Source organism: Pseudomonas sp. PL-6, from assembly GCF_054110165.1.
In genome coordinates this window covers 2,691,188-2,716,127 of sequence record NZ_CM134189.1, presented here as the reverse complement: position 1 = coordinate 2,716,127, position 24,940 = coordinate 2,691,188, and the positions used below count along the sequence as shown (strand labels likewise).

At 67.2% G+C, this 24,940-nt stretch carries 24 protein-coding genes; 14 read left to right on the top strand and 10 right to left on the bottom strand.

The annotated features are described in order from the left end of the window. Window positions 1-28: 28 nt before the first annotated feature. On the bottom strand, window positions 29-982 hold the full coding sequence (locus ACW9UL_RS11545) for a triacylglycerol lipase (protein ID WP_397498501.1): 954 nt from the start codon (window positions 980-982) through the stop codon (window positions 29-31). Window positions 983-1,167: 185 nt separating this feature from the next. Next, window positions 1,168-1,713 carry an RNA 2',3'-cyclic phosphodiesterase gene (gene thpR / locus ACW9UL_RS11540; protein ID WP_457787080.1) on the bottom strand — a complete coding sequence of 182 codons (546 nt, stop codon included), beginning with the start codon at window positions 1,711-1,713 and terminating at the stop codon, window positions 1,168-1,170. Between the two features lie 193 nt (window positions 1,714-1,906). On the opposite strand from thpR, the gene ACW9UL_RS11535 reads away from it, so the two are divergent. Further along, entirely contained in the window at window positions 1,907-2,215 is a 309-nt protein-coding gene (locus ACW9UL_RS11535) for a hypothetical protein (RefSeq protein ID WP_021446298.1), read from the top strand. Between the two features lie 6 nt (window positions 2,216-2,221). On the opposite strand, the gene greB is transcribed toward ACW9UL_RS11535, so the two are convergent. From greB to ACW9UL_RS11520, 3 genes are all read right to left on the bottom strand, one after another. Then, the gene (gene greB / locus ACW9UL_RS11530) at window positions 2,222-2,719 is read right to left on the bottom strand and encodes a transcription elongation factor GreB (protein ID WP_457787079.1); all 498 of its coding nucleotides are present in this window, start codon (window positions 2,717-2,719) and stop codon (window positions 2,222-2,224) included. A 129-nt stretch (window positions 2,720-2,848) separates the two neighbouring features. Then, window positions 2,849-5,353: an ABC transporter permease gene (locus tag ACW9UL_RS11525; RefSeq protein ID WP_457787078.1), complete on the bottom strand. Its 2,505-nt coding sequence runs from the start codon at window positions 5,351-5,353 to the stop codon at window positions 2,849-2,851. Further along, window positions 5,353-6,036 carry an ABC transporter ATP-binding protein gene (locus ACW9UL_RS11520; RefSeq protein WP_122109752.1) on the bottom strand — a complete coding sequence of 228 codons (684 nt, stop codon included), beginning with the start codon at window positions 6,034-6,036 and terminating at the stop codon, window positions 5,353-5,355. The genes ACW9UL_RS11525 and ACW9UL_RS11520 overlap by 1 nt, the downstream gene beginning before the upstream one ends. Before the next feature lie 10 nt (window positions 6,037-6,046). Here ACW9UL_RS11520 and ACW9UL_RS11515 point away from each other — a divergent pair, with 10 nt between their 5' ends. From ACW9UL_RS11515 to ACW9UL_RS11505, 3 genes are all read left to right on the top strand, one after another. Then, on the top strand, window positions 6,047-6,652 hold the full coding sequence (locus tag ACW9UL_RS11515) for an arylesterase (RefSeq protein WP_457787077.1): 606 nt from the start codon (window positions 6,047-6,049) through the stop codon (window positions 6,650-6,652). Window positions 6,653-6,708: 56 nt separating this feature from the next. Then, the gene (locus ACW9UL_RS11510) at window positions 6,709-6,990 is read left to right on the top strand and encodes a hypothetical protein (RefSeq protein ID WP_021445790.1); all 282 of its coding nucleotides are present in this window, start codon (window positions 6,709-6,711) and stop codon (window positions 6,988-6,990) included. Window positions 6,991-7,059: 69 nt separating this feature from the next. Then, window positions 7,060-8,016, top strand: a complete 957-nt coding sequence (locus ACW9UL_RS11505) for a L,D-transpeptidase family protein (RefSeq protein WP_457787076.1) — start codon at window positions 7,060-7,062, stop codon at window positions 8,014-8,016. Window positions 8,017-8,146: 130 nt separating this feature from the next. Here the strand turns inward: ACW9UL_RS11505 and oprI are convergent, their stop codons facing one another. After that, complete coding sequence (gene oprI / locus ACW9UL_RS11500) at window positions 8,147-8,398, bottom strand: outer membrane lipoprotein OprI (RefSeq protein WP_003239826.1); 252 nt, start codon at window positions 8,396-8,398, stop codon at window positions 8,147-8,149. A 265-nt stretch (window positions 8,399-8,663) separates the two neighbouring features. Between oprI and ACW9UL_RS11495 the strand changes: the two genes are divergently transcribed. Beyond that, on the top strand, window positions 8,664-10,037 hold the full coding sequence (locus ACW9UL_RS11495) for a GntP family permease (protein ID WP_457787075.1): 1,374 nt from the start codon (window positions 8,664-8,666) through the stop codon (window positions 10,035-10,037). A gap of 141 nt (window positions 10,038-10,178) precedes the next feature. After that, the gene (locus ACW9UL_RS11490) at window positions 10,179-10,457 is read left to right on the top strand and encodes a GNAT family N-acetyltransferase (protein ID WP_021445793.1); all 279 of its coding nucleotides are present in this window, start codon (window positions 10,179-10,181) and stop codon (window positions 10,455-10,457) included. 63 nt (window positions 10,458-10,520) lie between these two features. Here ACW9UL_RS11490 and ACW9UL_RS11485 read toward each other — a convergent pair whose 3' ends face one another. After that, window positions 10,521-11,597 carry a 3-deoxy-7-phosphoheptulonate synthase gene (locus ACW9UL_RS11485; RefSeq protein WP_021445794.1) on the bottom strand — a complete coding sequence of 359 codons (1,077 nt, stop codon included), beginning with the start codon at window positions 11,595-11,597 and terminating at the stop codon, window positions 10,521-10,523. A 163-nt stretch (window positions 11,598-11,760) separates the two neighbouring features. After that, complete coding sequence (locus ACW9UL_RS11480; RefSeq protein WP_021445795.1) at window positions 11,761-12,174, bottom strand: PilZ domain-containing protein; 414 nt, start codon at window positions 12,172-12,174, stop codon at window positions 11,761-11,763. Here ACW9UL_RS11480 and ACW9UL_RS11475 point away from each other — a divergent pair. The 5 genes from ACW9UL_RS11475 (at window position 12,173) to cysB (ending at window position 16,115) form a co-directional block, all read left to right on the top strand. Beyond that, a complete protein-coding gene (locus ACW9UL_RS11475; RefSeq protein WP_457787074.1) occupies window positions 12,173-12,559 on the top strand; it encodes a YbbN family protein in 387 nt (128 codons plus the stop codon). The two genes, ACW9UL_RS11480 and ACW9UL_RS11475, sit on opposite strands and share 2 nt — an antisense overlap. Further along, window positions 12,559-13,515, top strand: coding sequence for a putative 2-dehydropantoate 2-reductase (locus ACW9UL_RS11470; RefSeq protein WP_457787073.1), 957 nt, complete (start codon window positions 12,559-12,561; stop codon window positions 13,513-13,515). The genes ACW9UL_RS11475 and ACW9UL_RS11470 overlap by 1 nt, the downstream gene beginning before the upstream one ends. A 3-nt stretch (window positions 13,516-13,518) precedes the next feature. After that, window positions 13,519-14,424, top strand: coding sequence for a 5'-nucleotidase (locus ACW9UL_RS11465; RefSeq protein ID WP_021445798.1), 906 nt, complete (start codon window positions 13,519-13,521; stop codon window positions 14,422-14,424). Window positions 14,425-14,534: 110 nt separating this feature from the next. Continuing rightward, window positions 14,535-15,035 carry a universal stress protein gene (locus tag ACW9UL_RS11460; RefSeq protein ID WP_457787072.1) on the top strand — a complete coding sequence of 167 codons (501 nt, stop codon included), beginning with the start codon at window positions 14,535-14,537 and terminating at the stop codon, window positions 15,033-15,035. 105 nt (window positions 15,036-15,140) lie between these two features. After that, window positions 15,141-16,115, top strand: coding sequence for an HTH-type transcriptional regulator CysB (gene cysB, locus ACW9UL_RS11455; RefSeq protein ID WP_021445800.1), 975 nt, complete (start codon window positions 15,141-15,143; stop codon window positions 16,113-16,115). A gap of 50 nt (window positions 16,116-16,165) precedes the next feature. Here the strand turns inward: cysB and ACW9UL_RS11450 are convergent, their stop codons facing one another. Beyond that, window positions 16,166-16,900 carry a phosphoadenylyl-sulfate reductase gene (locus ACW9UL_RS11450; protein ID WP_021445801.1) on the bottom strand — a complete coding sequence of 245 codons (735 nt, stop codon included), beginning with the start codon at window positions 16,898-16,900 and terminating at the stop codon, window positions 16,166-16,168. A gap of 189 nt (window positions 16,901-17,089) precedes the next feature. On the opposite strand from ACW9UL_RS11450, the gene thrH reads away from it, so the two are divergent. Next, window positions 17,090-17,707: a bifunctional phosphoserine phosphatase/homoserine phosphotransferase ThrH gene (gene thrH / locus ACW9UL_RS11445; RefSeq protein ID WP_122109760.1), complete on the top strand. Its 618-nt coding sequence runs from the start codon at window positions 17,090-17,092 to the stop codon at window positions 17,705-17,707. A gap of 52 nt (window positions 17,708-17,759) precedes the next feature. On the opposite strand, the gene pabB is transcribed toward thrH, so the two are convergent. After that, on the bottom strand, window positions 17,760-19,103 hold the full coding sequence (gene pabB / locus ACW9UL_RS11440) for an aminodeoxychorismate synthase component I (protein ID WP_457787071.1): 1,344 nt from the start codon (window positions 19,101-19,103) through the stop codon (window positions 17,760-17,762). Between the two features lie 165 nt (window positions 19,104-19,268). Here pabB and ACW9UL_RS11435 point away from each other — a divergent pair, with 165 nt between their 5' ends. Together ACW9UL_RS11435 and ACW9UL_RS11430 are read left to right on the top strand one after the other, a co-directional pair. After that, window positions 19,269-21,983, top strand: coding sequence for a winged helix-turn-helix domain-containing protein (locus ACW9UL_RS11435; RefSeq protein WP_457787070.1), 2,715 nt, complete (start codon window positions 19,269-19,271; stop codon window positions 21,981-21,983). Then, the gene (locus ACW9UL_RS11430) at window positions 21,980-24,703 is read left to right on the top strand and encodes a winged helix-turn-helix domain-containing protein (RefSeq protein WP_457787069.1); all 2,724 of its coding nucleotides are present in this window, start codon (window positions 21,980-21,982) and stop codon (window positions 24,701-24,703) included. The genes ACW9UL_RS11435 and ACW9UL_RS11430 overlap by 4 nt, the downstream gene beginning before the upstream one ends. Window positions 24,704-24,940 lie beyond the last annotated feature (237 nt).

The window sequence follows — 24,940 nt, the reverse complement described above, 5'->3', positions numbered from 1 at the left end:
GCCGGATGACCCCGGCCCGGACTTTGGCTCAGAGCCCGGCGTTCTTCAGGCGGTTGGCATGCTGGCGGTAGACGGTCACCGGATCGGTCTCGAACAGGCTGGTCAGGCCCAGGGTCTGGTTGACCTCGTCGAGGTGGTTCATCCGGTAGTTGTCGCGGATCACCTGGCCCATGCGCGAACTGCAGCGGCCGACCAGGCCGTCGTTGGCTTCGCTGCCGAAGGTCAGCGCGCTGGCGCCCATCAGCAGGTCGCTGGGGTCGAGCAGGTTGGTCAGCGGGCTGGTGCCGCTCCAGGAGTAGTAGCGCACGCCGTTCACGCTGTAGGCGCCTTCGCCGCAGGCGCTGGTGGGAATGCCCTGCGGGAACTTGGCGTTGAAGCGCGCGGCGCCCTCGCTGTTGAGCGACTCCAGCGAGCCGAGGGCGTTCTGCGGGGTGGTGCTGGGGCTGCCGGAGAGAAAGTTGATCAGCGCGCCGAGGCCATTGACGATGCCCGCCAGCAGCGGGGTGGCGACCGGGCCGGCGGGGCCGTCGCTGATGCCCTTGAGGAAGTCGGCGGTGGCCGAGCCCTTGTGCGGCGCGCCGACGCTGGTGACCGAGGCGACCAGATCCGGGCGCACGGCGGCGACGTAGCGGGTGGTGGGGCCGCCGTGGCTGTGGCCGATCAGGTTGACCTTGGCCTTGCCGCTGATGGCGACGATGTCCTCGACCTGCTGCAGCAATTGCTCGCCGCGCGCTTCGGAGGTGTCCAGCTGGCTGACCTCGGTGATGTAGACGCTGGCGCCGTCGCGGCGCAGGGCGGCGGGAATGCCGTACCAGTAGTCGACGCCGAGGATGCTGTCGAAGCCGAGCATGCCGTGGCCGAGGACGATGGGGTACTGGGTCTGGGTATAGCCGGACGAGCCGAACCAGAAGGCCTGGGTCTGGCCGCTGGCGAGCAGGCCGGCGCCGAGGCAGAGGGCGAGCAGGGTCTTGTTCTTGTTCATGGGCGCTCTCGATGGGTGTGTTGAGGTGCGTCCTGCAACAAAATCGCGCCCATCCCGTGGCACGTACGGCTCGAGGGAGAGGGCAGGAAACATGCCATTGCCGAATTTTCCAGACTAACCCCTCTATCGCGGCACTTTTCCCGAGATTGCCCTGTTTTGCCGGCGAGATTGCCCAGGCTTTGCTGTTACGGGGCGCTACGCCCGGTTGGGGTCGCAGGCCGCAACGGCCACTGGCCGAGCAGGCGATAGCGGCTGCCGTGGCCGTCATATTCCGAGCAAAACAGGGCGAACTGCCGCAGCGGCCAATCGAAGGTTGGGGCGGCGCCGGCCGGCGGCTGCGGGTAATGCCGCGCCAGGGTCAGGTGCGGGCGGAAGGCGCGCCGCTCCAGTTCGAAACCTGCGCCGCTCAGGCGTGCGTGCAGCTGCCGCTGCAACTCGTCCAGCGCCTGCGGCACCCGGCTGGGCGCCAGGTGCAGTACGCCGCCGCGCCAGCGGCCGAGGCGATCCAGGCGCAGCTCGCAGCCTTCGCCCGGCAACTGCGCGGCGAGGCTCAGCAGCGGCGCCAGGCAGCTGGCCGGCTGTGCTCCGAGAAAGGCCAGGGTCAGGTGCAGGTTGGCGGCATCGACCGGCCTGCCGCCGGGCGCTTCGCGCTCACGCCAGGCGCAGATCGCCGCGGCCAGCGGCGGCGGGCAGGGCAGGGCGAAGAACAGGCGCAACTGGTCGGCGGTCATGGCGCTTGGCCGGTGGTGGCTCGCCTTGACAGTATCGCGCGGGCTTCTCTAGGATGCGCGCTGCGCCGATTTAAACAGCTACTTGCGGGGCGCCACAGGGTGAAGTTTCCAGCACCCGAAATTCCGCTAAAGCGCTGGTTCGGTGTCGCCTCCCACCGCTGCCCAGCGGGATTTTTGAGGCGGAGACTCGAGCATGACCTGTCCCCAACCGCACATTCGCCTGGCCCCCATCACCTCGGGGCTGTTGCTGCGCAACCCGCGCATCCTGCTCGGCGGCAATCACCAACCGACCCTGCTGCGTTACCTCGACGGCTGGCCCAAGCGCTGGAGCGGGCCGCGTACCTTCCGTATCCAGTTCGTGCAGCGCGGCGAGTCGCTGGCGCGCTTTCCGCGCGACAGCTTCGACCTGGCGGTGGTCCAGGCGCCCAGCGCCGATGCCCTGACGGAAACGGTCGCCGAGCTGGTACGGGTGGCGCGCCAGGGCCTGATTACCCGGCGGTAGGGAGCCTCAGGGGTAGTCGATCTCGACTATGTAGCAGGTCTTCTCGCCGCTCGGGCTGTGCACCCGCACTTCGGCGTCCAGCGGCTTGCCCACCAGCGCGCGGGCCAGCGGCGAGTCGATGCTGATCAGCCCCTGTTTCAGATCCAGCTCGTCCGGACCGACGATGCGGTAGCGCGACTGTTCGCCGTCTTCGTCCTCGATGGTGACCCAGGCGCCGAAATAGACCTTGTTCGGGTCCGAGGGTCTGTCGCTGACCACCTTGAGCTTTTCCAGGCGTTTGGTCAGAAAGCGCACGCGGCTGTCGATCTCGCGCAGCATCTTCTTGCCGTAGGTATTCTCGGCGTTCTCCGAGCGGTCGCCCTGGGCGGCGGCCTCGCTGACGGACTGGGTCACCTGCGGCCGGCGCACGTGCCACAGCTCGTGCAGTTCGGCGCGCAGGCGCGCCTCGCCTTCCGGGGTGATCAATGGCGTGCCGGCGGGGCGAGGGGGGCGATAACGGCTCATGGCATCTCGGAGTGATTGGAGAGGCGGCAAGTCTAGGGGCTGCCGTCGTTTCGTCGCAAATGCTCCGTCGGGGCAGGCGCTCCTAGCGGTGACGGTCGCAGCGCAAAGCCCTTCCGGGTCCTTCCTCAGTCAACCCTCGCGCAGCACGCTTAGCGGGCTGGCATTGAGCGCGCGGCGGGTGCCGAGCACGCCGGCGGTGCCCACCAGCAGGGCGCCGATCAGCGGCAACAGCAGCAGCCAGGGGTGCGGTTGCCAGCTCATGTCGAAGGCATAGCGATACAGCAGGAAGCTCACCAGTTCGCAGCCCAGCGCGGCGAGCAGGCCGGCGGCAGCGCCGAGCAGGCCGAATTCGGCGCGCCGGGCGCTGACCAGCAGCTGGCGTTCGGCACCCAGGGCGCGCAGCAGGGCGCCCTGGCGGATGCGTTCGTCGAGCGTCGCCTGCAACCCGGCGAGCAGCACGGTGATGCCGGCGGCGAGGACGAACAGCAGCACGTACTCGATGGCCAGGGTGACCTGGGCGAGGATGCTGCGCAGCTGCGCCAAGAGCGCGTCGACCTGCAGCAGGGTGACGCTGGGGAAGGCGCGGCTGAGCGTCACCAGCTCGGCGTCCTGACCCGGCGGCAGATAGAAACTGGTCAGATAGGTGGCCGGCAGGTCCTGCAGGGTCTGTGGCTCGAAGATCATGTAGAAGTTGGGCTGGAAGCTGTCCCAGTCCACCTCGCGCAGGCTGCTGACCTGCGCCTCGCGTTCGATGCCGCCGACGTTGAAGCGCAGACGGTCGCCCAGCTCGAGTTGCAGGCTCTCGGCCAGTTCGGCTTCCACCGACACCCCCGGCAGTTCGTTGGCATGCGCTGCGCCCCACCAGCGGCCGCTGGTGATCTGGTTGTCCGCGGGCAGCTGTTCGGCCCAGGTCAGGCTGAGGTCGCGCTGGATCGCCCGTTCGCCGCGGCTCTCCTTGCTCACCAGCTGACGCACCGGCTCGTCGTTGATCGTCACCAGGCGGCCCGGCACCACCGGGTAGAGCGGTGCCGGATGCGGCGAGAGTTCGGCCAGGCGCGCGGCGAAGGCGTCGCGTTCGGCCGGCAGCACGTTGAGGGCGAAGTGGTTGGGTGCGTCTTCCGGCAACTGGTCCTGCCAGGTGTCGAGCAGTTCGCCGCGCAGCAGGGCGATCAGCGCCATGGCCAGCAGGATCAGGCCGAAGGCCAGCGACTGGCCGGCGGCGGCCAGCGGGTGACGCAGCAGTTGGCCGAGGCCCAGACGCCAGGGCAGGGCGGCGCGTTGCAGCAGACGACGCAGGCTCTGCAGGCCGAGCAGCAGCAGGCCGCCGAGCAGCAGGGCGGCGAGCAGGCCGCCGCCGAGCAGCGCCAGGGTCAGGCGCAGATCCAGGCTCAGGCGCCACATGATCAGGCCGAGCGCCAGCAGCGCCGCGCCGTACACCAGCCAGGAGCTGGCCGGTACCGGCAGCAGGTCGCGGCGCAACACCCGCAGCGGCGGCACACGGCCGAGCGCGGCCAGCGGCGGCAGGGCGAAGCCGGCCAGCGCCACCAGGCCGGTGGCCATGCCGGCCAGGGCCGGCCAGACGCCGGCTGGCGGCAGGTCGTCGGGGATCAGCCCGCGTAACAGGTGAAACAGGACGTGCTGGCCGAGCCAGCCGAGCAGGGCGCCCAGCAGGCAGGCGAGCAGGCCGAGCAGCGCCAGCTGCAGGGCAAACAGCGTCAGCGCTTCACGGCGCGACAGGCCCAGGCAACGCAGCAGCGCGCTGGCGTCGAAACGGCGGGCGGCAAAGCGCGCCGCCGACAGTGCCACGGCCACCCCGGCGAGCAGCACGGCGGCCAGGCTGGCCAGATTCAGGTAGCGCTCGGCACGGCCCAGCGCACTGCCGACCTGGCGATTGCCATCGCGAGCATCCTCCAGGCGCTGGTTGGGTTCGAGGCTGCTCTGCACCGCCTGACGGTAGGCGGCCAGCACCTCGGCATCGCCGCGCCACAGCTCGCGAAAGCGCACGCGGCTACCCGGTTGTACCACCTCGGTGGCGGCTAGATCGTCCAGGTGCATCAGCACCCGCGGGGTCAGGCTGTAGAAGTCGCCGGCGCCGTCCGGATCGTAGGTCAGCACGCGGGTCAGGCGCAGGCGCTTGGCGCCGATCTCGAACTCGTCGCCGATCTGCAGGCCCAGGGCGGCCAGCAGACGCGTCTCGGCCCAGGCTTCGCCGGGCGCCGGACCCGCGCCTGGCTCTTCCGGCTGATAGGGGGCGGCAGCGCTTTTCAGTTCGCCACGCAGCGGGTAGGCATCGCTGGCGGCCTTGACGCTGGCCAGCTGGATGCCGTCGCCGGCGGCGACCACGCTGGAGAATTCGACTATCTGCGCGTGATCCAGGCCCAGGCGGGTGCCGGCTTCGATCTGTTCGGTTTTGGCCTGCGTGCTGCCGCTCAGGCGCAGGTCGGCGGCGAGAAATTCGCTGGCGCGCAGCAGCATGGCGTCGTTCAGCCGCGCGCTGAAGTAGCCGATGGCGCTGCTGGCGGCCACCGCCACCAGCAGGGCGAAGAACAGCACGCGCAGCTCGCCGGCGCGGGCGTCGCGCAGCAACTGGCGGGTGGCCAGTGCCAGCAGGCGAGTAAGCGGTACGCGGTTCATCAGGGTTCCACGCGGTCGATCAGGTGGCCGGCCTCCAGACGGATCAGGCGTTGGCAACGATGGGCCAGGCGTTCGTCGTGGGTGACCAGCACCAGGGTGGTGCCGCGCTCCTGGTTGAGCTCGAACAACAGGTCGCTGATGCGCTCGCCGGTGTGGCTGTCGAGGTTGCCGGTAGGCTCGTCGGCGAACAGCACGTCCGGCTCGGCGGCGAAGGCGCGGGCGATGGCCACCCGCTGCTGCTCGCCGCCGGACAGCTGGCGTGGGTAGTGCGACAGGCGCTGGCCCAGGCCGACCCGCTCGAGCAGGGCGCGGGCACGCTGGCGGGCGTCGCCATGGCCTTCGAGCTCCAGCGGCAGCATGACGTTCTCCAGCGCGTTGAGGCTGTCGAGCAACTGGAAGGACTGGAAGACGAAGCCGACATGCTCGGCGCGCAGGCGTGCGCGCTGGTCTTCGTCGAGTTCGCCGAGGTCCTTGCCGGCCAGCAGCACGGTGCCGCCGCTGGGCAGGTCGAGCCCGGCGAGCAGGCCGAGCAGGGTGGATTTGCCCGAGCCGGAGCTGCCGACTATGGCCAGGCTGTCGCCTTTGGCCAGGTTCAGGTCGAGGTCGTGGAGGATGGTCAGCTCGCCTTCCGCGCTCTCGACCACTTTGCTAAGGTTCCGCGCAGCGAGAATGCTCGAAGTCATGGAGATTCCAATGCGTGCATGGTGGCTGAGTGGTGCCTTGGCCCTGCTGTTCTGGGCCCAGGGGGCGGTTGCAGGCACCCTGCTTGTGGTCGGCGATAGTATCAGCGCGGCTTTTGGCCTGGATAGCCGCCAGGGCTGGGTCGCGCTGCTGGAAAAACGCCTGCAGGAGGAGGGTTTCGACCACAGGGTGGTCAACGCTTCGATCAGCGGCGATACCAGCGCAGGTGGCGCCGCACGGCTGTCTGCGCTGCTTGCCGAGCACCAGCCCACGCTTGTGATCATCGAGCTGGGCGGCAACGATGGCCTGCGTGGCCAGCCGCCTGCGCAATTGCAACAGAATCTTGCATCGATGATCGAACAGTCCCAGGTCGCCGGGGCACGCGTGCTGCTGCTCGGCATGCGTTTGCCGCCCAACTACGGCGCCCGCTACACCCAGGCCTTCGCCCAGGTGTTCGCCGACCTGGCGCAGGACAAGCAGGTGCCGCTGGTGCCGTTCTTCCTCGAAGGCGTTGGCGGCGTGCCGGCGATGATGCAGGCCGACGGCATCCACCCCACGGCGGCGGCGCAGCCGCTGCTGCTCGATAACGTCTGGCCGGCGCTGAAACCGCTGCTCTGAGACTTTTCCGCCCCAAGCCTTTCGGCTAATGTGGCCGGCCCGCCATGGAGCCCCAGATGCCGCGTCTCGCCTGGTCCCTGTATGCCTATCAACTGATCGAGCCGGACGAGCAGCTGGATCTGTTCGCCTGCCGCGAGGTGCGCCTGCACCTGGTCGCCCGCCAGTTGCGCCTGGGCGGCCATGCCGACCGTACCCTGTGCGGTGGTTTGCTGCCGGCGCAGCCGCGCTGGCGGGCACTGGACAAACCCTTGTTGCGCGACCGGCGCCTGTGTCCGGCCTGCCTGGCCACGTTCGAGGCCCAGCGCCAGGGGCTGTACTCGAACTGGGCGGATGGCTGACGGCTGCCCTGGGCTCGAACGGCGGTGTACAATCGCTGCACTTCTAGTCAACCCATCAAGGATTCCCGGATGTTGTCGCGATTCTCTGCGGTCAACCGTTGCCTGACCCTCATGGCGCTGTGTACCAGCGCCGCGGTGCAGGCGCTCGAACTTCCCCTGCCGCCGCCCGGCGAAGACGTGGTCGGTCAGGTGCAGGTGATCAAGGCCAAGTACGAGGATACCTTCGCCGACCTGGGAACCACCCACGACCTGGGCTACCTGGAGATGGTCGCGGCCAACCCCGGGGTCGACCCCTGGCTGCCGGGCGAGGGCACCGAGATCGTCCTGCCGACGCGCTACGTCCTGCCGCCGGGCCCGCGCGAAGGCATAGTGATCAACCTGGCCGAGTACCGTCTGTACTACTACCCGAAAGGCCAGAACGTGGTGCATACCTTCCCCCTCGGCATTGGCCGCGAGGGCTGGCGCTCGCCGCTGGGCACCGGACGCATCACCGCGAAGACGCCGAACCCGGCCTGGTATCCGCCCAAGTCGATCCGCGAGGAGCATGCCGCCGAAGGCGATATTCTGCCCACCGTGGTGCCGCCGGGGCCGGACAACCCGCTGGGGCCGTACAAGATGGGGCTGTCGTTTCCGGGCTACCTGATCCACGGCTCGAACAAGAAGTTCGGCATCGGCATGCGCGTCAGCCATGGCTGCTTCCGCATGCTCAACCACAACGTGCTGGAGCTGGCGGACATGGCGCCGGTGGGGACGCCGGTGCGCATCCTCAACGAGCCTTACAAGTTCGGTGTGAGTGGCGGCAAGGTCTATCTGGAGGCCCATGCGCCGCTGGACGACGAAGGCGCGCCCTCGGTCGTCGACAAGCACACGGCGGTGATCAATACCCTGCTCAAGCGCGAGGAACTCAGCGGCCTGCGCCTGGACTGGGAGATGGTCCGCGAAGTGGTGGCTTCGGAAGACGGCCTGCCGGTGCCGATCGCCACCCAGGGCGACAACGTGGTGGCGAGCAGCGCTAACCCGTTCTAACGCGATCTGTGCCGAACAGCCCGCCCGCACATGTGCCGGCGGGCTTTTTATTGCTGGTAGTGTGCGTGCAGCGGCCAATAAAAAAGCCGACCCAGTTGCCTGGGTCGGCTTTCTATAAGCCGGTCGCCTATTACTTGCGGCTGGCTTTTTCCAGCATGCGCAGAGCGCGCTCGTTGGCTTCGTCAGCGGTCTGCTGAGCCTTCTGAGCGGCAGCCAGAGCTTCATCGGCCTTGCGGTAGGCTTCGTCGGCACGGGCTTGAGCGCGGGCAGCTGCGTCTTCGGTAGCAGTCAGACGAGCTTCGGTTTCTTTGGACATGCTGCTGCAACCGGTAGCCAGAACTGCGGCCAGAGCCAGAGCAGAGAATTTCAGAACGTTGTTCATCGTGTTCCCCTTGAGGTGGAGTTTTCCATAAAAGCAATTCCCCAACTGCGGGAAATTAGCCGGCCTACATACTACCTATTACTTTTAGTAAGTAAACGGAGGGCGAGCAAGAGTTGCGTGTTTTTTTACTGGGTGAGTCGTTTTCAGGTCAGTGGCTATGCTCTTTGGATAAAAAATAGCCAACTCCGATGCTGTTAGGACGTACTCGCGGCCAAGCTGTTATAACTGTCGCGCAAGGACTACAACAATAAGGGCGGGGACGAAGATGTTGGGTAACTTGGGTCTGTTGCTGGGCTTGGCGTTGCTTATCTACATGGCGCTGCGTGGGGTGAACATTTTCATTGCGGCGCTGGTCTGCGCCATGCTGGTGGCCTTGAGCAACGGCGTGGCCGTGCCCAAGGCCTTGCTCGAGCACTTTCCGTTCGGCCCGCTGGGCGCATTCACCTTCGCCGGCAAGTTCTTCGTGCTGTTTCTCTGCGGCGCCATCTTCGGCAAGGTCATGGCCGCCAGCCAGGCCGCCGGCAGCATCGCCCAGGCGATCACCCGCGGCCTCGGCACCCAGCGCACCCTGTGGGTGGCCATGCTGGTCTGCGCGGTGCTGACCTACGGTGGCGTGGTGGTGTTCGTGGTGATCTTCACCATGTACCCGCTGGGCATCACCCTGATGCGCGAGGCCAACCTGCCCAAGCGCCTGTTCTGCGCGGCGACGGCCCTGGGCGCGGGCACCTTCACCATGACTGCCTTGCCGGGGTCGCCGTCGATCCATAACGTGATCGCCGCCAGTGCCCTGGGCACCGATCTGTTCGCCGGGGCCTGGATCGGCGTGTTTGCCAGCCTGCTGATGATCGGCCTGGGCATGGCCTATCTGCAGCGCGAATGGCGCCTGGCGCGCGAGCGGGGCGAGGGCTTCGAGCCCAACGCCCAGGATGCGCGCATGGAGCAACTGGCCGGCACACCGGGAACCGGGCCGCACTGGGGCATGGCGCTGGTGCCGATCGTCGTGGTGCTGGGCATCATCCTGCTGCCGCGTCTGCTCGCCTTGTCCGGCGCGGTCGCACCCGGCGAGGGCGCCCTGGGCGGGCTGCTGGCGTTCAGCCAGGCGCAACCGATTCTCTGGCCGAGCCTGGCGCTGGTGCTGGCCACCGGAGTGGCGGTGCTGATGTTCCCAACCTTGCGTCGCAACACCCTGGGTGTGCTGGGGCAGGGCGCCGACGACGCGATCATGCCGCTGCTCAATACCGCGGCGGTGATCGGCTTCGGCGGCGTGGTGACGCAGACCGCGGGTTTCGCCCAGTTCGCGCAATGGATACTGGCGGTGGACCTGCCGCCGCTGCTCTCGGTATTCGCCTCGGTCAGCGTGGTCTCCGGCATCGTCGGCTCCTCCTCCGGCGGCCTGCAGATCTTCATGCAGACCCTGGCGCCGCGTTATCTGGAAATGGGCGTGGAGCCGGAGGTGCTGCACCGTATCGCCAATATCGCCGCCGGTGGCCTGGATTCGCTGCCGCACTGCGGGGCGGTGATCGCCATGCTGATGATCATGGGCCTGACCCACAAACAGGCCTACAAGGATATCTTCGTCATCACCGTGCTGATCCCGGTGCTGGCCGTGCTGCTGTGCATCGCGGTCTTGAGCCTGTGATTGCGCATGACTGGGCGGTCTTTGGCCTGATAAGCTGTCGGCTCGCGCCGACGAGACGAGGCGCGGGGATTTGCGCTTTCGGTAAAGCGTAGGTATGAAATACGGATGTGCCGCGACAGGCTCGCGGCTAGAGGAGTGAAGATGAGCGAGGGGTTGTCCATTCACCACGATCAGGCGGGTCACCAGTTCGTGACGTCCGTTGACGGTGATCGTGCCTACTTGGCCTATATGGACCTTGGTAAGCAGACCCTGGACATCTATCGCACCTTCGTCCCCAACGCCCTGCGCGGTCGCGGCATCGCCGCGGCGCTGACCGAGCACGCCCTGCGCTACGCCGAGGGCAAGGGCTACACGGTGATTCCGTCCTGTTCCTACGTCGAGCGTTATATGGAACGTCGGTCGCGCCACCAGGCCGGCTGAGGCCGAACGCGGATACGAAAACGCCGGGCATCGCCCGGCGTTTTTGTTTGCGCGGCTGCCAAATCAGCCGCGTTGACGCTTGGGCAGCACGTCCTTGAGCTTGGCGTGCATGCTGCGCAGGCTCTTCTCGGTGGTGTCCCAGTCGATGCAGGCATCGGTGATGGACACGCCGTACTTGAGGTCGCAGAGATCCTTGGGGATCGACTGGTTGCCCCAGCCCAGGTGGCTCTCGACCATCAGGCCGACGATGGAGTTGTTGCCTTCGAGAATCTGATTGGCGACGTTTTCCATCACCAGCGGTTGCAGCGCCGGGTCCTTGTTGGAATTGGCGTGGCTGCAGTCGACCATGATGTTCGGGCGGATGCCGGCTTTGGTCAGTTCCTGCTCACAAATGGCAACGCTGACCGAGTCGTAATTGGGCTTGCCGTTGCCGCCGCGCAGCACCACATGGCCGTAGGCGTTGCCCTTGGTGGTGACGATGGATACGCCGCCTTCCTGGTTGATGCCGAGGAAGCGGTGCGGGCTGGACACCGACTGCAGGGCGTTGATCGCCACGGTCAGGCCGCCGTCGGTGCCGTTCTTGAAGCCGACCGCAGACGACAGGCCCGAGGCCATTTCGCGGTGGGTCTGGGATTCGGTGGTGCGCGCGCCGATGGCCGACCAGCTGATCAGGTCCTGCAGGTATTGCGGGGAAATCGGGTCGAGCGCCTCGGTGGCGGTGGGCAGGCCCATCTCGGCCAGGTCGCGCAGCAGCTGGCGACCGATGTGCAGGCCATCCTGAATCTTGAACGAGTCGTCCAGGTAGGGATCGTTGATCAGGCCTTTCCAGCCGACCGTGGTGCGCGGCTTCTCGAAGTACACGCGCATGACCAGGAACAGGCTGTCGGACAGCTCGGCGGCCAGCACCTTGAGGCGCTCGGCGTATTCGTGGGCGGCCTTGATGTCGTGAATCGAGCAGGGGCCGACCACCACGAACAGGCGATGATCCTTGCCGTCGAGGATGTCGCGCACCACCTGGCGACCGTGGGCCACGGTCTTCAGCGCGGCATCGGTCAGGGGAATCTCGCGTTTCAGCTGATCGGGGGTGATCAGGGTTTCGTTGGAGGCGACGTTGAGGTCGTCGATCGGTAAATCAGCCATCGTGCTATTCATCGGGTCAGGTCGTCAGGTCACGGGTGCCGGCCGCCAGCGATCCCCTGTGGCGGTGCACAGCTAGTTGGCGCAGGGGGAGGCCGAACCTTAGCGCGTAAGGGGCTTCGCGACAATGGGCGGTAGGTTCAATGAGGCCTATAGAGGGGGCGCATCAGGCCAGATAGGGAAATTGCGCGGCGTGCTTGGCGATCCATTCGCGGGCACAGTGTTCGATGGCCATGGGCTGGCCCGTCTCCTGCTCCAGTTGCTGGCGGTAATGCTGGATCTGGCACACCTGCTCGACCATGCGCGCACGGAACAGGGTGTCCTCGTCGAGGAAGGCGATGCCCACCAGATAGTCTTCAGCCTGGCGGCGACACCAGGCGACCACACCGGGGTAGCGCGCCTGTTCGCCGAACAGGGGAATGCGCAGTTCCACCGAGGTGCCGCGGCGAAAGCCGCGCGTCGAGTTGCACGCCACCCCGCCGAGGCTGATATTGTTCAGCCGTTGCCGCGGAATGCAGGCCTGTCTGCGCAATACCAGTTCCACCGGCATGTCGCTTGGATGACGCAGAAACTTACGCATGAGCACCGACCTCGAATGCAGGCAAACTGATATCAGTGATTTCAGTATAGCGACGCAATTGGAACTGACCGATCTGGATGCGGACCGCCGCCTGCTCGATCTGCCCGGCACCTCGCTACTACTCTTCACAAGCACGGGCTGTGCCAGTTGCCGCTGGGCGCGCCGGGTGCTGCCGGCCATGCCCTTGCCGGTGGCGCGCCTGTGCTGGGTCGACGCCGGGCACAACGCCGGTCTGGTGACGCGCTACGAGGTGTTTCACCTGCCGGCGCTGTATCTGATCCGCGACGGTCAGTTCTTTGGCGCGCTGCAGGCGCGCCTGACCCCCACCGATCTTGTTGCCGCCATGGGCGAAGCGCTGCGTCGCCCGGCTGAGGAGCTTCCCTGATGTCTCAATCCCCCGCGCCGCGCATCGGCATCATCGGCACCGGTGCCATCGGCGGCTTTTATGGCCTGCTGCTGGCGCGCGCCGGCTACGACGTGCATTTCCTCCTGCGCAGCGAATATGCCGCGGTGGCCGAGCGCGGCCTGCAGCTCAACAGCGCGGTGCATGGCGCCCTGCAGCTGGCACCGGTGCAGGCCTATCGCAATGCCGGCGACATGCCGCCCTGCGACTGGCTGCTGGTCGGTGCCAAGACCACCGCCAACGCCGAGCTGGCGCCGCTGATCGCCCAGGCGGCGGCGCCCGGCGCCAAGGTGGTGCTGCTGCAGAACGGTCTGGCGGTGGAGGACGAGCTGCGTCCGCTGCTGGCGGACGACCTGCATTTGCTCGGCGGGCTCTGCTACATCTGCGTGCACCGCAGCGGTCCCGGGGCGATCGAGCACCAGGCGCTGGGGGCGATCAACCTGGCCTATCACTCCGGGCCGGCGGCGCAGGGCGAGGCGCGCCTGGGGCTGGCCGAGGAGGGGGCGGGCATGTTCCGCGGCGCAGGGCTGGATTCCGCGGCCATGCCCAACCTGGCCCAGACACGCTGGCAGAAGCTGGTGTGGAACGTGCCCTACAACGGCCTGTCGGTGCTGCTCGATGCCGACACCCGCCAGCTGATGGGCAATCCCGACAGCCGCGCGCTGATCCGCGACCTGATGCTGGAAGTGGTGCAGGCCGCTCAGGCGCTCGGCCACGGCATGCCGGACAACTACGCCGACAAGCTACTGGCGGCCAGCGAGCGGATGCCCGATTATCTGCCGAGCATGTACCACGACTTCGCCCAGGGGCGGCCGGCCGAACTGCATGCCATCTACGAGGCGCCTCTGGCGGCCGCGGCGGCGGTCGGTTGCGAGATGCCCAGGGTCCGCGCGCTGTATCAGGCGCTCAGCTTCATTCAGGCGCGTCGGGAGGCCTAGGCCATGGGCAAGGGATTGGGCGACAAGCTGGTGCTGGCGATTTCCTCGCGGGCCTTGTTCGACTTGAGCGAGAGCCACCAGATCTACGAGAGCGACGGGGTGGAAGCCTACCGCCGCTACCAGATCGAACACGAAGACGAGGTGCTGATGCCGGGCGATGCCTTTCCCCTGGTGGAAAAGCTGCTGGGGCTCAACCAGCGCCTCAGCGAGCAGCGTGTCGAGGTGATCCTGGTCTCGCGCAACAGCGCCGACACCGGCCTGCGCGCCTTCAACTCGATCCAGCATTACGGCCTGGGCATCTCCCGCGCGGCTTTCGTCGGCGGCCGCAGTCCCGATCCCTACCTGGCGGCCTTCGGCTGCCACCTGTTCCTGTCGACCCACGCCGATGACGTGCGCAATGCATTGAAAGCCGGCTTTGGCGCGGCAACCCTGCTTTCCGGCGGTACCCGGCGGGCGAACAGCAACGAGCTGCGCATCGCCTTCGACGGTGATGCGGTGCTGTTTTCCGACGACTCCGAACGGGTTTACCAGAGCGGCGGTTTGCACGCCTTCCAGAGCCACGAGCGCGAGGCGGCGCGGCAGGCGCTGCCGGGCGGGCCGTTCAAGCCGTTTCTGGCGGCGCTGCACAGCCTGCAGCAGGAGTTCCCCGAGGCGGATTGTCCGATCCGCACCGCGCTGGTCACCGCGCGCTCGGCGCCGGCCCACGAACGGGTGATCCGCACCTTGCGCGAGTGGAACATCCGCCTCGACGAATCCTTCTTCCTCGGCGGCCTGGACAAGTCGGCGGTGCTCGAAGCATTCGCCGCCGACGTGTTCTTCGACGACCAGACCGGCCATTGCGAGAAGGCCCGTCAGGTGGTGGCGACCGGGCATGTGCCGCATGGGGTGAGCAACGAGCTGCAACCCTGAGCGGCTCGTCGCTATATAGCCATTCGTCCTAAATAGCGCCTCCGATCTTGCTTTGCCTGATGCGCTGCTAAGCTCAATCAAGGGCCTGGGCCAGCAGTCAAGGAGGCCGCGTGATCCGCTCGATACTCTACGCCACCGATCTCGGCCTCTATGCCTCCTATGTGTTGCAGCACGCCCTGGCGTTGACCCGCAGTTTCAACGCCGATCTCTACGTGGTGCACGCGGTGGAGCCCATGGGTCTGTTCGCCGAATCCGTGCTGCAAACCTACCTGGACGAAGACACCCTCGGCGAGTTGCGCCGCAACGGCCTGAGCACGGTGATGGCGAGCATCGAGCAGCGTGTACTGGAGGGGTTTCGCGACGAGCTGGGCGAGGGCCAGCAGGACCTGCAGCTGATCCGCGCGGTGCGCGTGCTGCAGGGCGACCCGCCGGCGGTGATTCTCGCCGAGGCGCAGAAACTCGGGGTGGATCTGCTGGTCGTAGGCAGTCACAGCCACGGCGCCGATCTGGCCGTGCCGCTGGGGCGCACGGCGGCGCGGGTGCTGCAGCTGTCGGAGGCGCCGGTGTACCTGGTGCCGATGCTGCAACATCGCGGACATGGCGAACTCTAGGAGGCGAATCCGAATAAATGGTCTAGATTGTTGGTTTAAACCAATAATATGGTTATAAAAGGCGTCGGCGGCCACGGGCCGGCCTACCAGCTTTGAGGGAAACATATGAAGCTTCAGCAACTGCGCTACATCTGGGAAGTCGCGCACCACGACCTCAACGTATCGGCGACCGCACAGAGCCTGTACACCTCGCAGCCGGGGATCAGCAAGCAGATCCGCCTGCTCGAGGACGAGCTGGGTGTGGAGGTTTTCGCCCGCAGTGGCAAGCACCTGACGCGCGTGACCCCGGCCGGCGAACGCATCATCACCACCGCCGGCGAGATCCTGCGCAAGGTCGAGAGCATCAAGCAGATCGCCCAGGAGTTCTCCAACGAGAAGAAGGGCACCCTGTCCATCGCCACCACCCACACCCAGGCGCGCTACGCCTTGCCGCCGGTGATCAGCGCCTTCATCAAGCAGTACCCGGACGTCGCCCTGCACATGCACCAGGGCACGCCGATGCAGATCGCCGAAATGGCCGCCGATGGCACGGTGGATTTCGCCATCGCCACCGAAGGCCTGGAGCTGTTCAACGACCTGATCATGATGCCCTGCTACCGCTGGAACCGCTGCGTGGTGGTGCCGCAGGGGCACCCGCTGACCAAGCTGCCGAAGCTCACCCTGGAGGCGCTGGCCGAGCATTCCATCGTCACCTACGTGTTCGGCTTCACCGGCCGTTCCAAGCTGGACGAAGCCTTCAGCCATCGCGGCCTGACGCCCAAGGTGGTGTTCACCGCCGCCGACGCCGACGTGATCAAGACCTATGTGCGTCTGGGCCTGGGCGTCGGCATCGTGGCCCGGATGGCGGTGGACGCCAAGCTCGACCCCGACCTGGTGGTGCTCGATGCCAGCGACCTGTTCGAGGCCAGCGTGACCAAGATCGGCTTCCGTCGCGGCACCTTCCTGCGCGGCTTCATGTGCGATTTCATCGAGAAGTTCGCCCCGCACCTGACCCGCGAGGTGCTGGCCAAGGCGGTGCAGTGCCATAACAAGTCGGAGCTCGAAGAGCTGTTCCACGGCGTCGAGTTGCCGACCTACTGAAGGCCGGCGTCGCCCATGAAAAAGCCCGCGTCGCGCGGGCTTTTTTCTGCTCAGTGTTTGGCGATCAGGTTGCCGGCGTGCAGGCCGCATTCCTTCTGCGTGGCTTCCTCCCACCACCAGCGGCCCTCGCGCTCGTGCTGGTTGGGCAGTACCGGGCGGGTGCAGGGCTCGCAGCCGATGCTGATGAAACCGCGCTCGTGCAGCGGGTTGTAGGGGATCTCCAGCATGCGGATATAGGCCCAGACTTCTTCGCTGCTCATCTGCGCCAGCGGGTTGAACTTGTACAGGCTGTGCTGCGCGGTGGAGAAGGCCTGGTCCAGTTCCAGCACGGCGACCTGGCTGCGCGTGCCGGGGCTCTGGTCGCGGCGCTGGCCGGTGGCCCAGGCCTTGACCGTGGCCAGCTTGCGCTTGAGCGGGGCGATCTTGCGCACGCCGCAGCATTCCTCGTGACCGTCCTTGTAGAAGCTGAACAGGCCCTTGGCCTTGACCAGCGCTTCGAGCGCGGCGGCGTCGGGGCTGAGCACCTCGATGGCGATGCCATAGTGTTCGCGCACCTGCTCGATGAAGCGGTAGGTTTCCGGGTGCAGGCGACCGGTGTCGAGGCTGAACACCTTGACGTTCTTGTTCAGCTTCCAGGCCATGTCCACCAGCACCACGTCCTCGGCGCCGCTGAAGGACAGCCAGAGCTCGTCGCCAAAGTGCTCGAAGGCGAGCTTGAGGATGTCCTGGGGGGATTTGCTGGCGTAGGTCGCGGCCAGTTCGGCGACGTCGAAGGGGTGGCTCATCAGGCGGGCTTCCTTATTGATCGGGGTGGCGCTGGGCGCTCTGGCGGCGATGGTAGCAAAAGCCGGTTATGCGTCTAAATAACCAATACCCCTTGTTACTGCATTAGTTGGCTATAAGGGCTGCGTTGCGCGGCTTCTGGCGAGCCGTTAGAGTGCCGCCTTCTTTCAAGCTCAATCGAGGAGTGGCCTGTGGAAATCGCGTGTCTCGACCTGGAAGGCGTGCTGGTCCCGGAGATCTGGATCGCCTTCGCGGAAAAAACCGGCATCGAGTCGCTCAAGGCGACCACCCGGGACATTCCCGACTACGACGTGCTGATGCAGCAGCGCCTGCGCATCCTCGACGAGCACGGCCTGAAGCTGCGCGACATCCAGGAAGTGATTGCCACCCTCAAGCCGCTGGACGGCGCGGTGGAGTTCGTCGACTGGCTGCGCGAGCGCTTCCAGGTGGTGATCCTCTCCGACACCTTCTACGAATTCTCCCAGCCGCTGATGCGTCAGCTGGGCTTCCCCACGCTGCTGTGCCACAAGCTGATCACCGACGAGACCGATCGGGTGGTGAGTTACCAGCTGCGTCAGAAAGACCCCAAGCGCCAGTCGGTGATCGCGCTGAAGAGCCTGTACTACCGGGTGATCGCCGCCGGCGATTCGTATAATGACACCACCATGCTCAGCGAGGCCCACGCCGGCATCCTGTTCCATGCCCCGGACAACGTGATCCGCGAGTTCCCGCAGTTTCCGGCCGTGCACAGCTATGCAGACCTCAAGCGCGAGTTCCTCAAGGCGTCCAATCGCCAACTGAGCCTGTAAGGTTCGCCGCAATGCTACAAGGCCCGCAGTTGCGGGCCTTGTGCTTTCTGCCTCATAGGCTTTCCAGGGTCTGCAGCAGCACCTTCACCTTGGTGATGGATTCCTGGTACTCGGCCTGCCAGTCGGAGTCGGCGACTATGCCGCCGCCGCCCCAGCAACTGACCTGGCCGTCCTTGACCAGCAGGCTGCGGATGGCGATGGAGCTGTCCAGTTCGCCGCGCACGTCCAGGTAGAGCAGCGAGCCGCAGTACAGGCCGCGGCGGGTCGGCTCCAGCTCGTCGATGATCTGCATGGCGCGGATCTTCGGCGCGCCGGTGATGGAGCCGCCGGGAAAGCTGCCGGCGAGCAGGTCCAGGGCGTCCTTGCCCGGCGCCAGTTCGCCGGTCACCGCGCTGACCAGGTGGTGCACGTTGGGGTAGCTCTCCAGGGCGAACAGCTCCGGCACCCGCACCGAGCCGATGCGGCAGCTGCGCCCGAGGTCGTTGCGCAGCAGGTCGACGATCATCAGGTTTTCTGCGCGGTCCTTGCCGCTGGCCAGCAGCGCCTGCGCCTGCGCCTGGTCGTCCGCTGCATCCGCGCCGCGCGGGCGGGTGCCCTTGATCGGTCGCGTTTCCACCTGGCCGGCGCTGACCTTGAGAAAGCGCTCCGGCGACAGGCTGAGGATGGCGCTGCCGTCGGCCAGGCGCTGGAAGCCGGCGAAGGGCGTCGGGCAGGCCCGGCGCAGGGCCTGGTAGGCGGCCCAGGGATCGCCTTCGCATGGTGCCTGGAAGCGCTGGGCGAAGTTCACCTGGTAGCAGTCGCCGGCCAGGATATAGCCCTGGATGCGCTCGATGGCGCGGCGGTAGGCGGCCTGGTCGAGATCGGCGCGAAACGGCTGCAGCAGGCGGAAGTGCGCATCTGCGTCGGCTGCCGGCGTGGTGAACAGCTGGCACAGGCGCTTGCGTTCGGCCGGCGCCAGGGCCGGGTGGAACAGCAGTTGGCTGGTGCCGAGCAGGTGGTCGCTGATCAGCGCCCAGCCGTACAGGCCGAAGCAGGCATCGCCCAAGGCCAGGTCGTCGCGGCTGTGCGCGGGCAGGCGTTCCAGGCGCCGGCCGAAGTCGTAGGCGAGGTAGCCGATCAGTCCGCCGACGAACGGCAGCGCGCTGCCGGCCGGCACCTCGGCCGGGCCGAGGCTCTGCAACGCGGCACGCAGGCGAGCGAGGAAGTCGTTGGCCGATTCGTCGGCAGCCGGCGCCAGCTCTGCCAATGGCCAGGCGCTCATAAGGTCATAGCGTCCACGCTCGGCACCCGGCCGGCCGGCATCCAGCAACACGGCGCCGGGAGCCTGACGGATACGCTGGAAATACTCGGCGGGATCGGCCCGGTAGGGCAGAGAGTGCAGGGAGCAGCTAGGCATGCGTGGCAGTCGAGAGGGCTGAAGGGGCGATTGTAGTCTGCCGCTAACATTCATCCTAGAGCTTGCGCCCGGGTTTACTCGGGAGCCGCCGGCTGATTAGTATGAGGCCGTGCCGGAACGTTGAACCGCCGTACCAGAACAATAATTAACGAAGGGATCCAGGCCATGGATGAAGTTATAGATCCAGCCGCTGGAAGCCTGCTGCGCTCGAAACTCTCGCCGCCCCAGGCCTCCACCGACCATCTGGCAAGGCCCCAGGTTGAAGCCGCGCTTTCAGCCCATCCGCATGCCCGCCTCGTGCTCTTTTCCGCTCCCGCCGGCTTCGGCAAGACCACCGCCCTGGCGATGTTCGCCGCCGAGCGCCGCAGCGCCGGTGCCGGCATCGCCTGGTTGTCGCTCGGCCCCGGCGACGACGAGCCGGTGCGCTTCTTCCAGCAACTGCTCGAGGCCCTCGGCCGCGCGCTGCCCGGGTTGGGCGACGACGCCCTGGGCTACCTGCGCAACACCATGCGCGTGCCGGTCGAGGCCGTCATGGAAAGCCTGCTGGTCGATCTGGCGCAGCGCCAGGAGCCGCTGCTGCTGGTGCTCGACGATCTGCACCTGATCCAGGACGGCGAGCTGCTCGGCTCGCTCAATCGCCTGGTCAAGCTGGCGCCGCCGAACTTCACCCTGGCCATCGGCAGCCGCTCGCAACCGCCGCTGAACCTGGCCACGCTGCGCGCCAAGGGGCTGCTGCTGGAAATCGGCAGCGAGGAGCTGCGCCTCAACCCGCAGGAGGCGCGCAGCTACCTCGAACGCAGCGGCCTGCAGCTCGATGCCGAGGCGTTCCGCGCGCTGTACAGCCACACCGAGGGCTGGATGGTCGGCGTGCACCTGGCCAGCCTGTGGCTGCGTAATCAGCCCCAGCCCGGCGCGCGCATGGCCGAGCTGGGCGCGGAGCAGCACGCGGTGGGCGACTACCTGCTGCGCTCGGTGTTCGAGCAACTGCCGCTCGTGCGCCAGGAGCAGCTACTGGCCCTCGGCGTGGCGCAGCAGCTCAGCGGCGATCTGGCCAACGCGCTGACCGGCCGACAGGACGGCCAGCGCCTGCTGGAGGAGCTGGAAGCCATGCAGCTGTTCCTCCTGCCGCTGGATCGCGAGCGACAGTGGTACCGCTTCCACAACCTGTTCGCCGAATTCCTGCGCAACCGCCTCAAGGAGCGCGACCCCGAACGCCTCAAGCAGCTGCATTTCAATGCCAGCCTGTGGTTCACCAATCACCACATGCAGAACCTGGCCATCGAGCACGCCTGCCTGGCCGAGGACGCCGAGATGCTCGCCGCGCTGCTTGACGGCTGCGGCCTGGAGCTGATCAATCGCGGCCAGCTCAACCTGATCTACAAGTGGCGCCAGCATGTGCCGGACGAGATCGCCGGGCGTTTTCCCGTGCTGGTGCTCGCCGACGTCTGGACCCGCGCCGCCGAACTCGGCCTGAGCGAAGCCAACCGCATGCTCGACGAGCTGCTCGAGCGCTGGGGCGAGTCGCGCAGCAGCGGGCCGCTCAGCGACAAGCTGCTGGCCACCCTGGCGATCAAGGCGGTGATCGCCCTGCAGAAGGACGACCTGGACACCTGCGTGAGCCTGGCGCGGCGCATCGAGGCGCAGCTCGGCCAGCACACCGCCTTTCTCGAGGTGGCGATCCTCACGGTCGGCGCCCTGGCCCAGGTCATGCTCGGTCAGGCCGAGCCGGCGCGCCGCCTGCTGGCCCTGGCGCAGCAGCGCAACCATTTTCTCGAAGGCCGCTACCTGGACATGCAGCTGGCCAACGTGGAAATCCTGCTTTGCCTGGAGCAGGGACGGATCAAGCAGGCGCAGCTGCTGTTCGAGCAGCTGCGTGCGCGGGTGATGCCCTGGTTCGGCGAGAAGTCCCGCGCCCTGGCCCTGCCGACCATCACCGAGGCGCTGATCGCCTACCGCCAGGGGCGGCTTGCCGGGCTGCAGGAGCGTCTGCGCTGGGCCCTGGCCACGGTCGACGTGATCAACCCCATCGATCTCTACGCCCAGGCCATGCTCTGCCTGGCGCGGGCGCAGCGCATGCAGGACGCACCCAAGGAGGCGGCCGCGACCCTGGTGCTGATGCAGAACCTGGCGGCGCGCAACCATTCCTGGCGCTTCTACGTGCAGGCGGTGGGCGAGGAGATCGCCCTGATCCTGCAGGAGCCTGCGGCCGACCGCAGCAAGCGCGCCGAGCAGCGCCTGAAGGCGGTGGACTGGCACAAGCTGGCGGCGCACTACAAGCAGCGCAGCTTCAACCCGGTGCTCTGGGTGCTGGGCCTGACCCGCATTCGCCTGCAACAGGCGCGCGGCCATTACAGCGAGGCGCTGCACGAGATCACCCAGCTGCGCAGCCAGCTGCAGAGCGGCTGGCACGGCCTGCAGCGCCTGCGCCTGGACCTGCTGGCGGCGCTCAGCTACCAACGCCTGGGCTATCAGGAACGGGCACAGAGCCTGCTGGTGCAATGCCTGATCGGTGCCGAGCGGGAAGAGGCGCGCAGCCTGTTCGTCGAGGAAGGCGAGGCCATTCGCCTGCTGTTGCAGCAGCTGGAAGCTGCCGAGCGCCAGCCGGCGCTGCAGGGTTTCATCCGCAGCCTGCTGGCGATCTGGCCGGGGCAGGAGTCGCGCCAGGCCCTGGACGTGCTGGAGGAGGGGCTGACCGAGCGCGAGCGCGAAGTGGTCTGCCTGGCCGCCAAGGGCCTGTCCAACGACGAGATCGGCCAGCAGCTGTCGCTGGCCCTGGGTACCGTCAAATGGCACCTGCACAACATCTACGAAAAGCTCAAGGTGCGTAATCGCACCCAAGCCATCCGTCGCGCCCGTGAGCTGAGCCTACTCGAATCATGACCAGTCAAAACCAGCCCCGCCTGCAGGCGTTTCCCCTGCTGCGCACCAAGCTCTATCCCGCCCACGGCGAAGGCGCACCGTTGCTGGAGCGCTCGGCGCTGCTCGAGCGTCTGCTGGCGGCGCGCGAACAACGCCTGTTGCTCCTCAGCGCGCCGGCCGGCTTCGGCAAGAGCACGGTGCTCAGCCAGTTGCGACGGCGTTTGCAGGCGCAGGGCGCGCGCGTCGCCTGGCTGTCGTGCGACGAGGCCGACAGCGAGCCGCCGCGTTTTCTGCAGTACCTGATCGCCTCCATCGAACTGGCCTGCCCGGGGTTCGGCAGCAGCGCCTCGGCGCTGCTGCAGGGTGACATCAGCTGGCCGCTGGAGGCGGTGATCGACGCCTTCATCGACGACCTCAAGGGCCTGCCGCACGCGCTCTACCTGATGCTCGACGACTTCCACCGCATCCGCCATCCGTCCCTCGGCCAGGGGGCGCGCTACCTGGTCGAGCGCCTGCCCAGGCACGTACACCTGGTGGTCAGCACGCGCTACCAGCCGCGTTTTCTCGACGAGCCGCCGTCGCTCGGCGCCTGGGCCTTCTGGCTCAAGGCCGAGGACCTGCGCCTGAGCCGCGCCGAGACCGCCGCCTACTTCCGCGAAATCAAGCAGCTGGCGCTGGAGGAGGGCGAGCTCAACCAGCTCTATGCGCGTACCGAGGGCTGGATCACCGCGCTGCACCTGGCCGCGCTGGCCTTGCCGCGCCAGCAGGATCGCGCCGCCTTTCTCGCCGGGCTGTCCGGCGCCGAACGCGATATCGCCGACTACCTGGCCGAGGACGTGGTGGCCAGCCTGCCCGAGGCGCTGCAGCTGTTTCTCGACCAGACCTCGGTGCTCGACGAATTCAACGCCGAGCTGTGCAACGCCCTGACCGGCCGCCGCGACGGCCGCGACATGTTGCGTCGGCTGCAGGGCGAGCAGCTGTTCGTGATCCCGCTGGACGAGCAGGGCGAGTGGTTCCGCTATCACCACCTGTTCGCCGAATTCCTCCAGGGCCGCCTGGCCAAGCGCGGCGATCCGGCCCACCTGCTGCACGCCGCGGCACGCTGGTGCGAGGGCCGCGACCTGGCCGACAAGTCGATCAAGTACGCCCTGCGCGCCCGCGACTACGCTTTCGCCGCCGAACTGCTGGAGCGCCAGGGCGCGCGGCTGATCGCCGGCAACCGGGTGTACGGCATCCTCGCCATCCTCAAGGACGTGCCGCCGGTGGTGATTGGCGAGCAGCCGGTGTTCCAGATCTTCTATGCCTGGCAGCTGGCCTTCGAGCAGAAGTTCGCCGAATCCGAGGCGCTGATCGAGGAGGTCAGCACGCGCCTGACCCAGGGGCGCGGCAAGGGCATGCACTTCGGCCTGATCGAGCTGCTGGCGGCGGCGCAGGTGCTCAAGGCACTGGTGCTGCTGTACCAGGACAAGTTGGAGGCCTGCCTCAAGGTGGCCGGGCACTGGCTGGCGCTGGTGCCGCAGAACCAGCCGGTGTTCCGCGCCAGCCTGGCCTGCGTGCAGGCCGCGGCGTTCGCCCTGCTCGGCGAATTCGGCGAGGCGGCCAAGGCCATCGCCGTGGCGCGGGAGAACCTGCGCCAGTGCGAGAGCGAATACCTGCACGTGATGGCCAGCCTGATCGAGGCGCTGATCTGCAAGGAATACGGCGAGCTGGAGCGTGGTCGCGCCCTGGCGGAAACCGCACGGGCGCGGGTCGAGCAGGTGTTCGGCCGGCGCAGTCGGGTCGGCGGGCCGCTGGGCCTGGCCTACGCCGACCTGCTCTACGAACAGGATCGGCATGGCGCCATTCTCGCCGAGCTGCCGCTGGCCACCACCTGGCGCGACGTGGCCACGCCGGTGGAGCTGATCAGCCGCGGCAAGCTGGTGATGGCGCGTGCGCGGTTCTTCGCCGGCGAAGCCGAGCAGGGGCTGGCCGAGCTCGACGAGTGGCTGGCCGGCCTGCAGGGGCCGGGCTACGAACGGGTATTCGCCTTGGGGATGGGCTGCAAGGTGCAGTTCCTGCTGTGGCTGCGCCGGCCCAACGAGGCGCAGCGCATCTACCTGCAGCTGGAGCGGCACCTGGCGGCGCTGCCCATCGAACGCTATGGCGATGCCCATACCGCCCTGGCCCTGAGCCAGGCGCGTCTGGCCCTGGCCGAGCGCCGGGTGGAAAAAGCCCAGGCCAGTCTGGAAGCCTGCCTGGCCAAGCAGGGCGCCGAGCACCAGCGCGACCGCCGGCTGCGTCTGGCCCTGTTACTTTCTGTGGCGTACTGGCGCAAAGGTAACAGCGAAAAAGCCTTCGCCTTGCTCCGCGCGACGCTGGAGGAGGCCTGGCAGTGCGGCTACCGCCGCCTGTTCCAGGACGATGCGCTGTGGCTGCTGCCGCTCTGGGACGCCTGGAGCAGCGCCGAACCCAAGCGCGCCGCGGCCTGGCAGGGGGTCGCCGAACTGCTCCGCGAGCAATGTCGACGAATGGCCATAGATCCGGAAAGTTTCGAGGAAAATCAGGATGTTAGTCATCGCGAGCGGGAGATCCTGCGGCTGGTGGCGGCGGGCCTGTCGAACCGCGATATCGCCCAGGCGGTGCACCTGTCGGAGGCCACCATCAAGTGGCACCTGCACAACCTGTTTTCCAAGCTGGGGGTGCGCAGCCGCACCCAGGCGGTACTCAAGGGCAAGAGCCTGGGCCTGCTCAGCGAGGCCTGAGCTGTCCGGTGAGGAAAGTGAGCGGCCGTGCTCCATCCCTTGGATGGGCTGGCAGTCGGGGAGGGGGTTAGTAGCTTGTAGCCAGGTCGAGAAGCACGGTGCTTCGCGAATCCAAGCCTGGCGCGCTTAGGGAAGCAGCGGCAGGCCTGGTGATCGGTATGAGCCGATCCAGCTGCTTGCGACAGGGAGTCGCCGGCAGAGCCCCGGGGAACCCCCATTAGAACTGTGGAGATAACA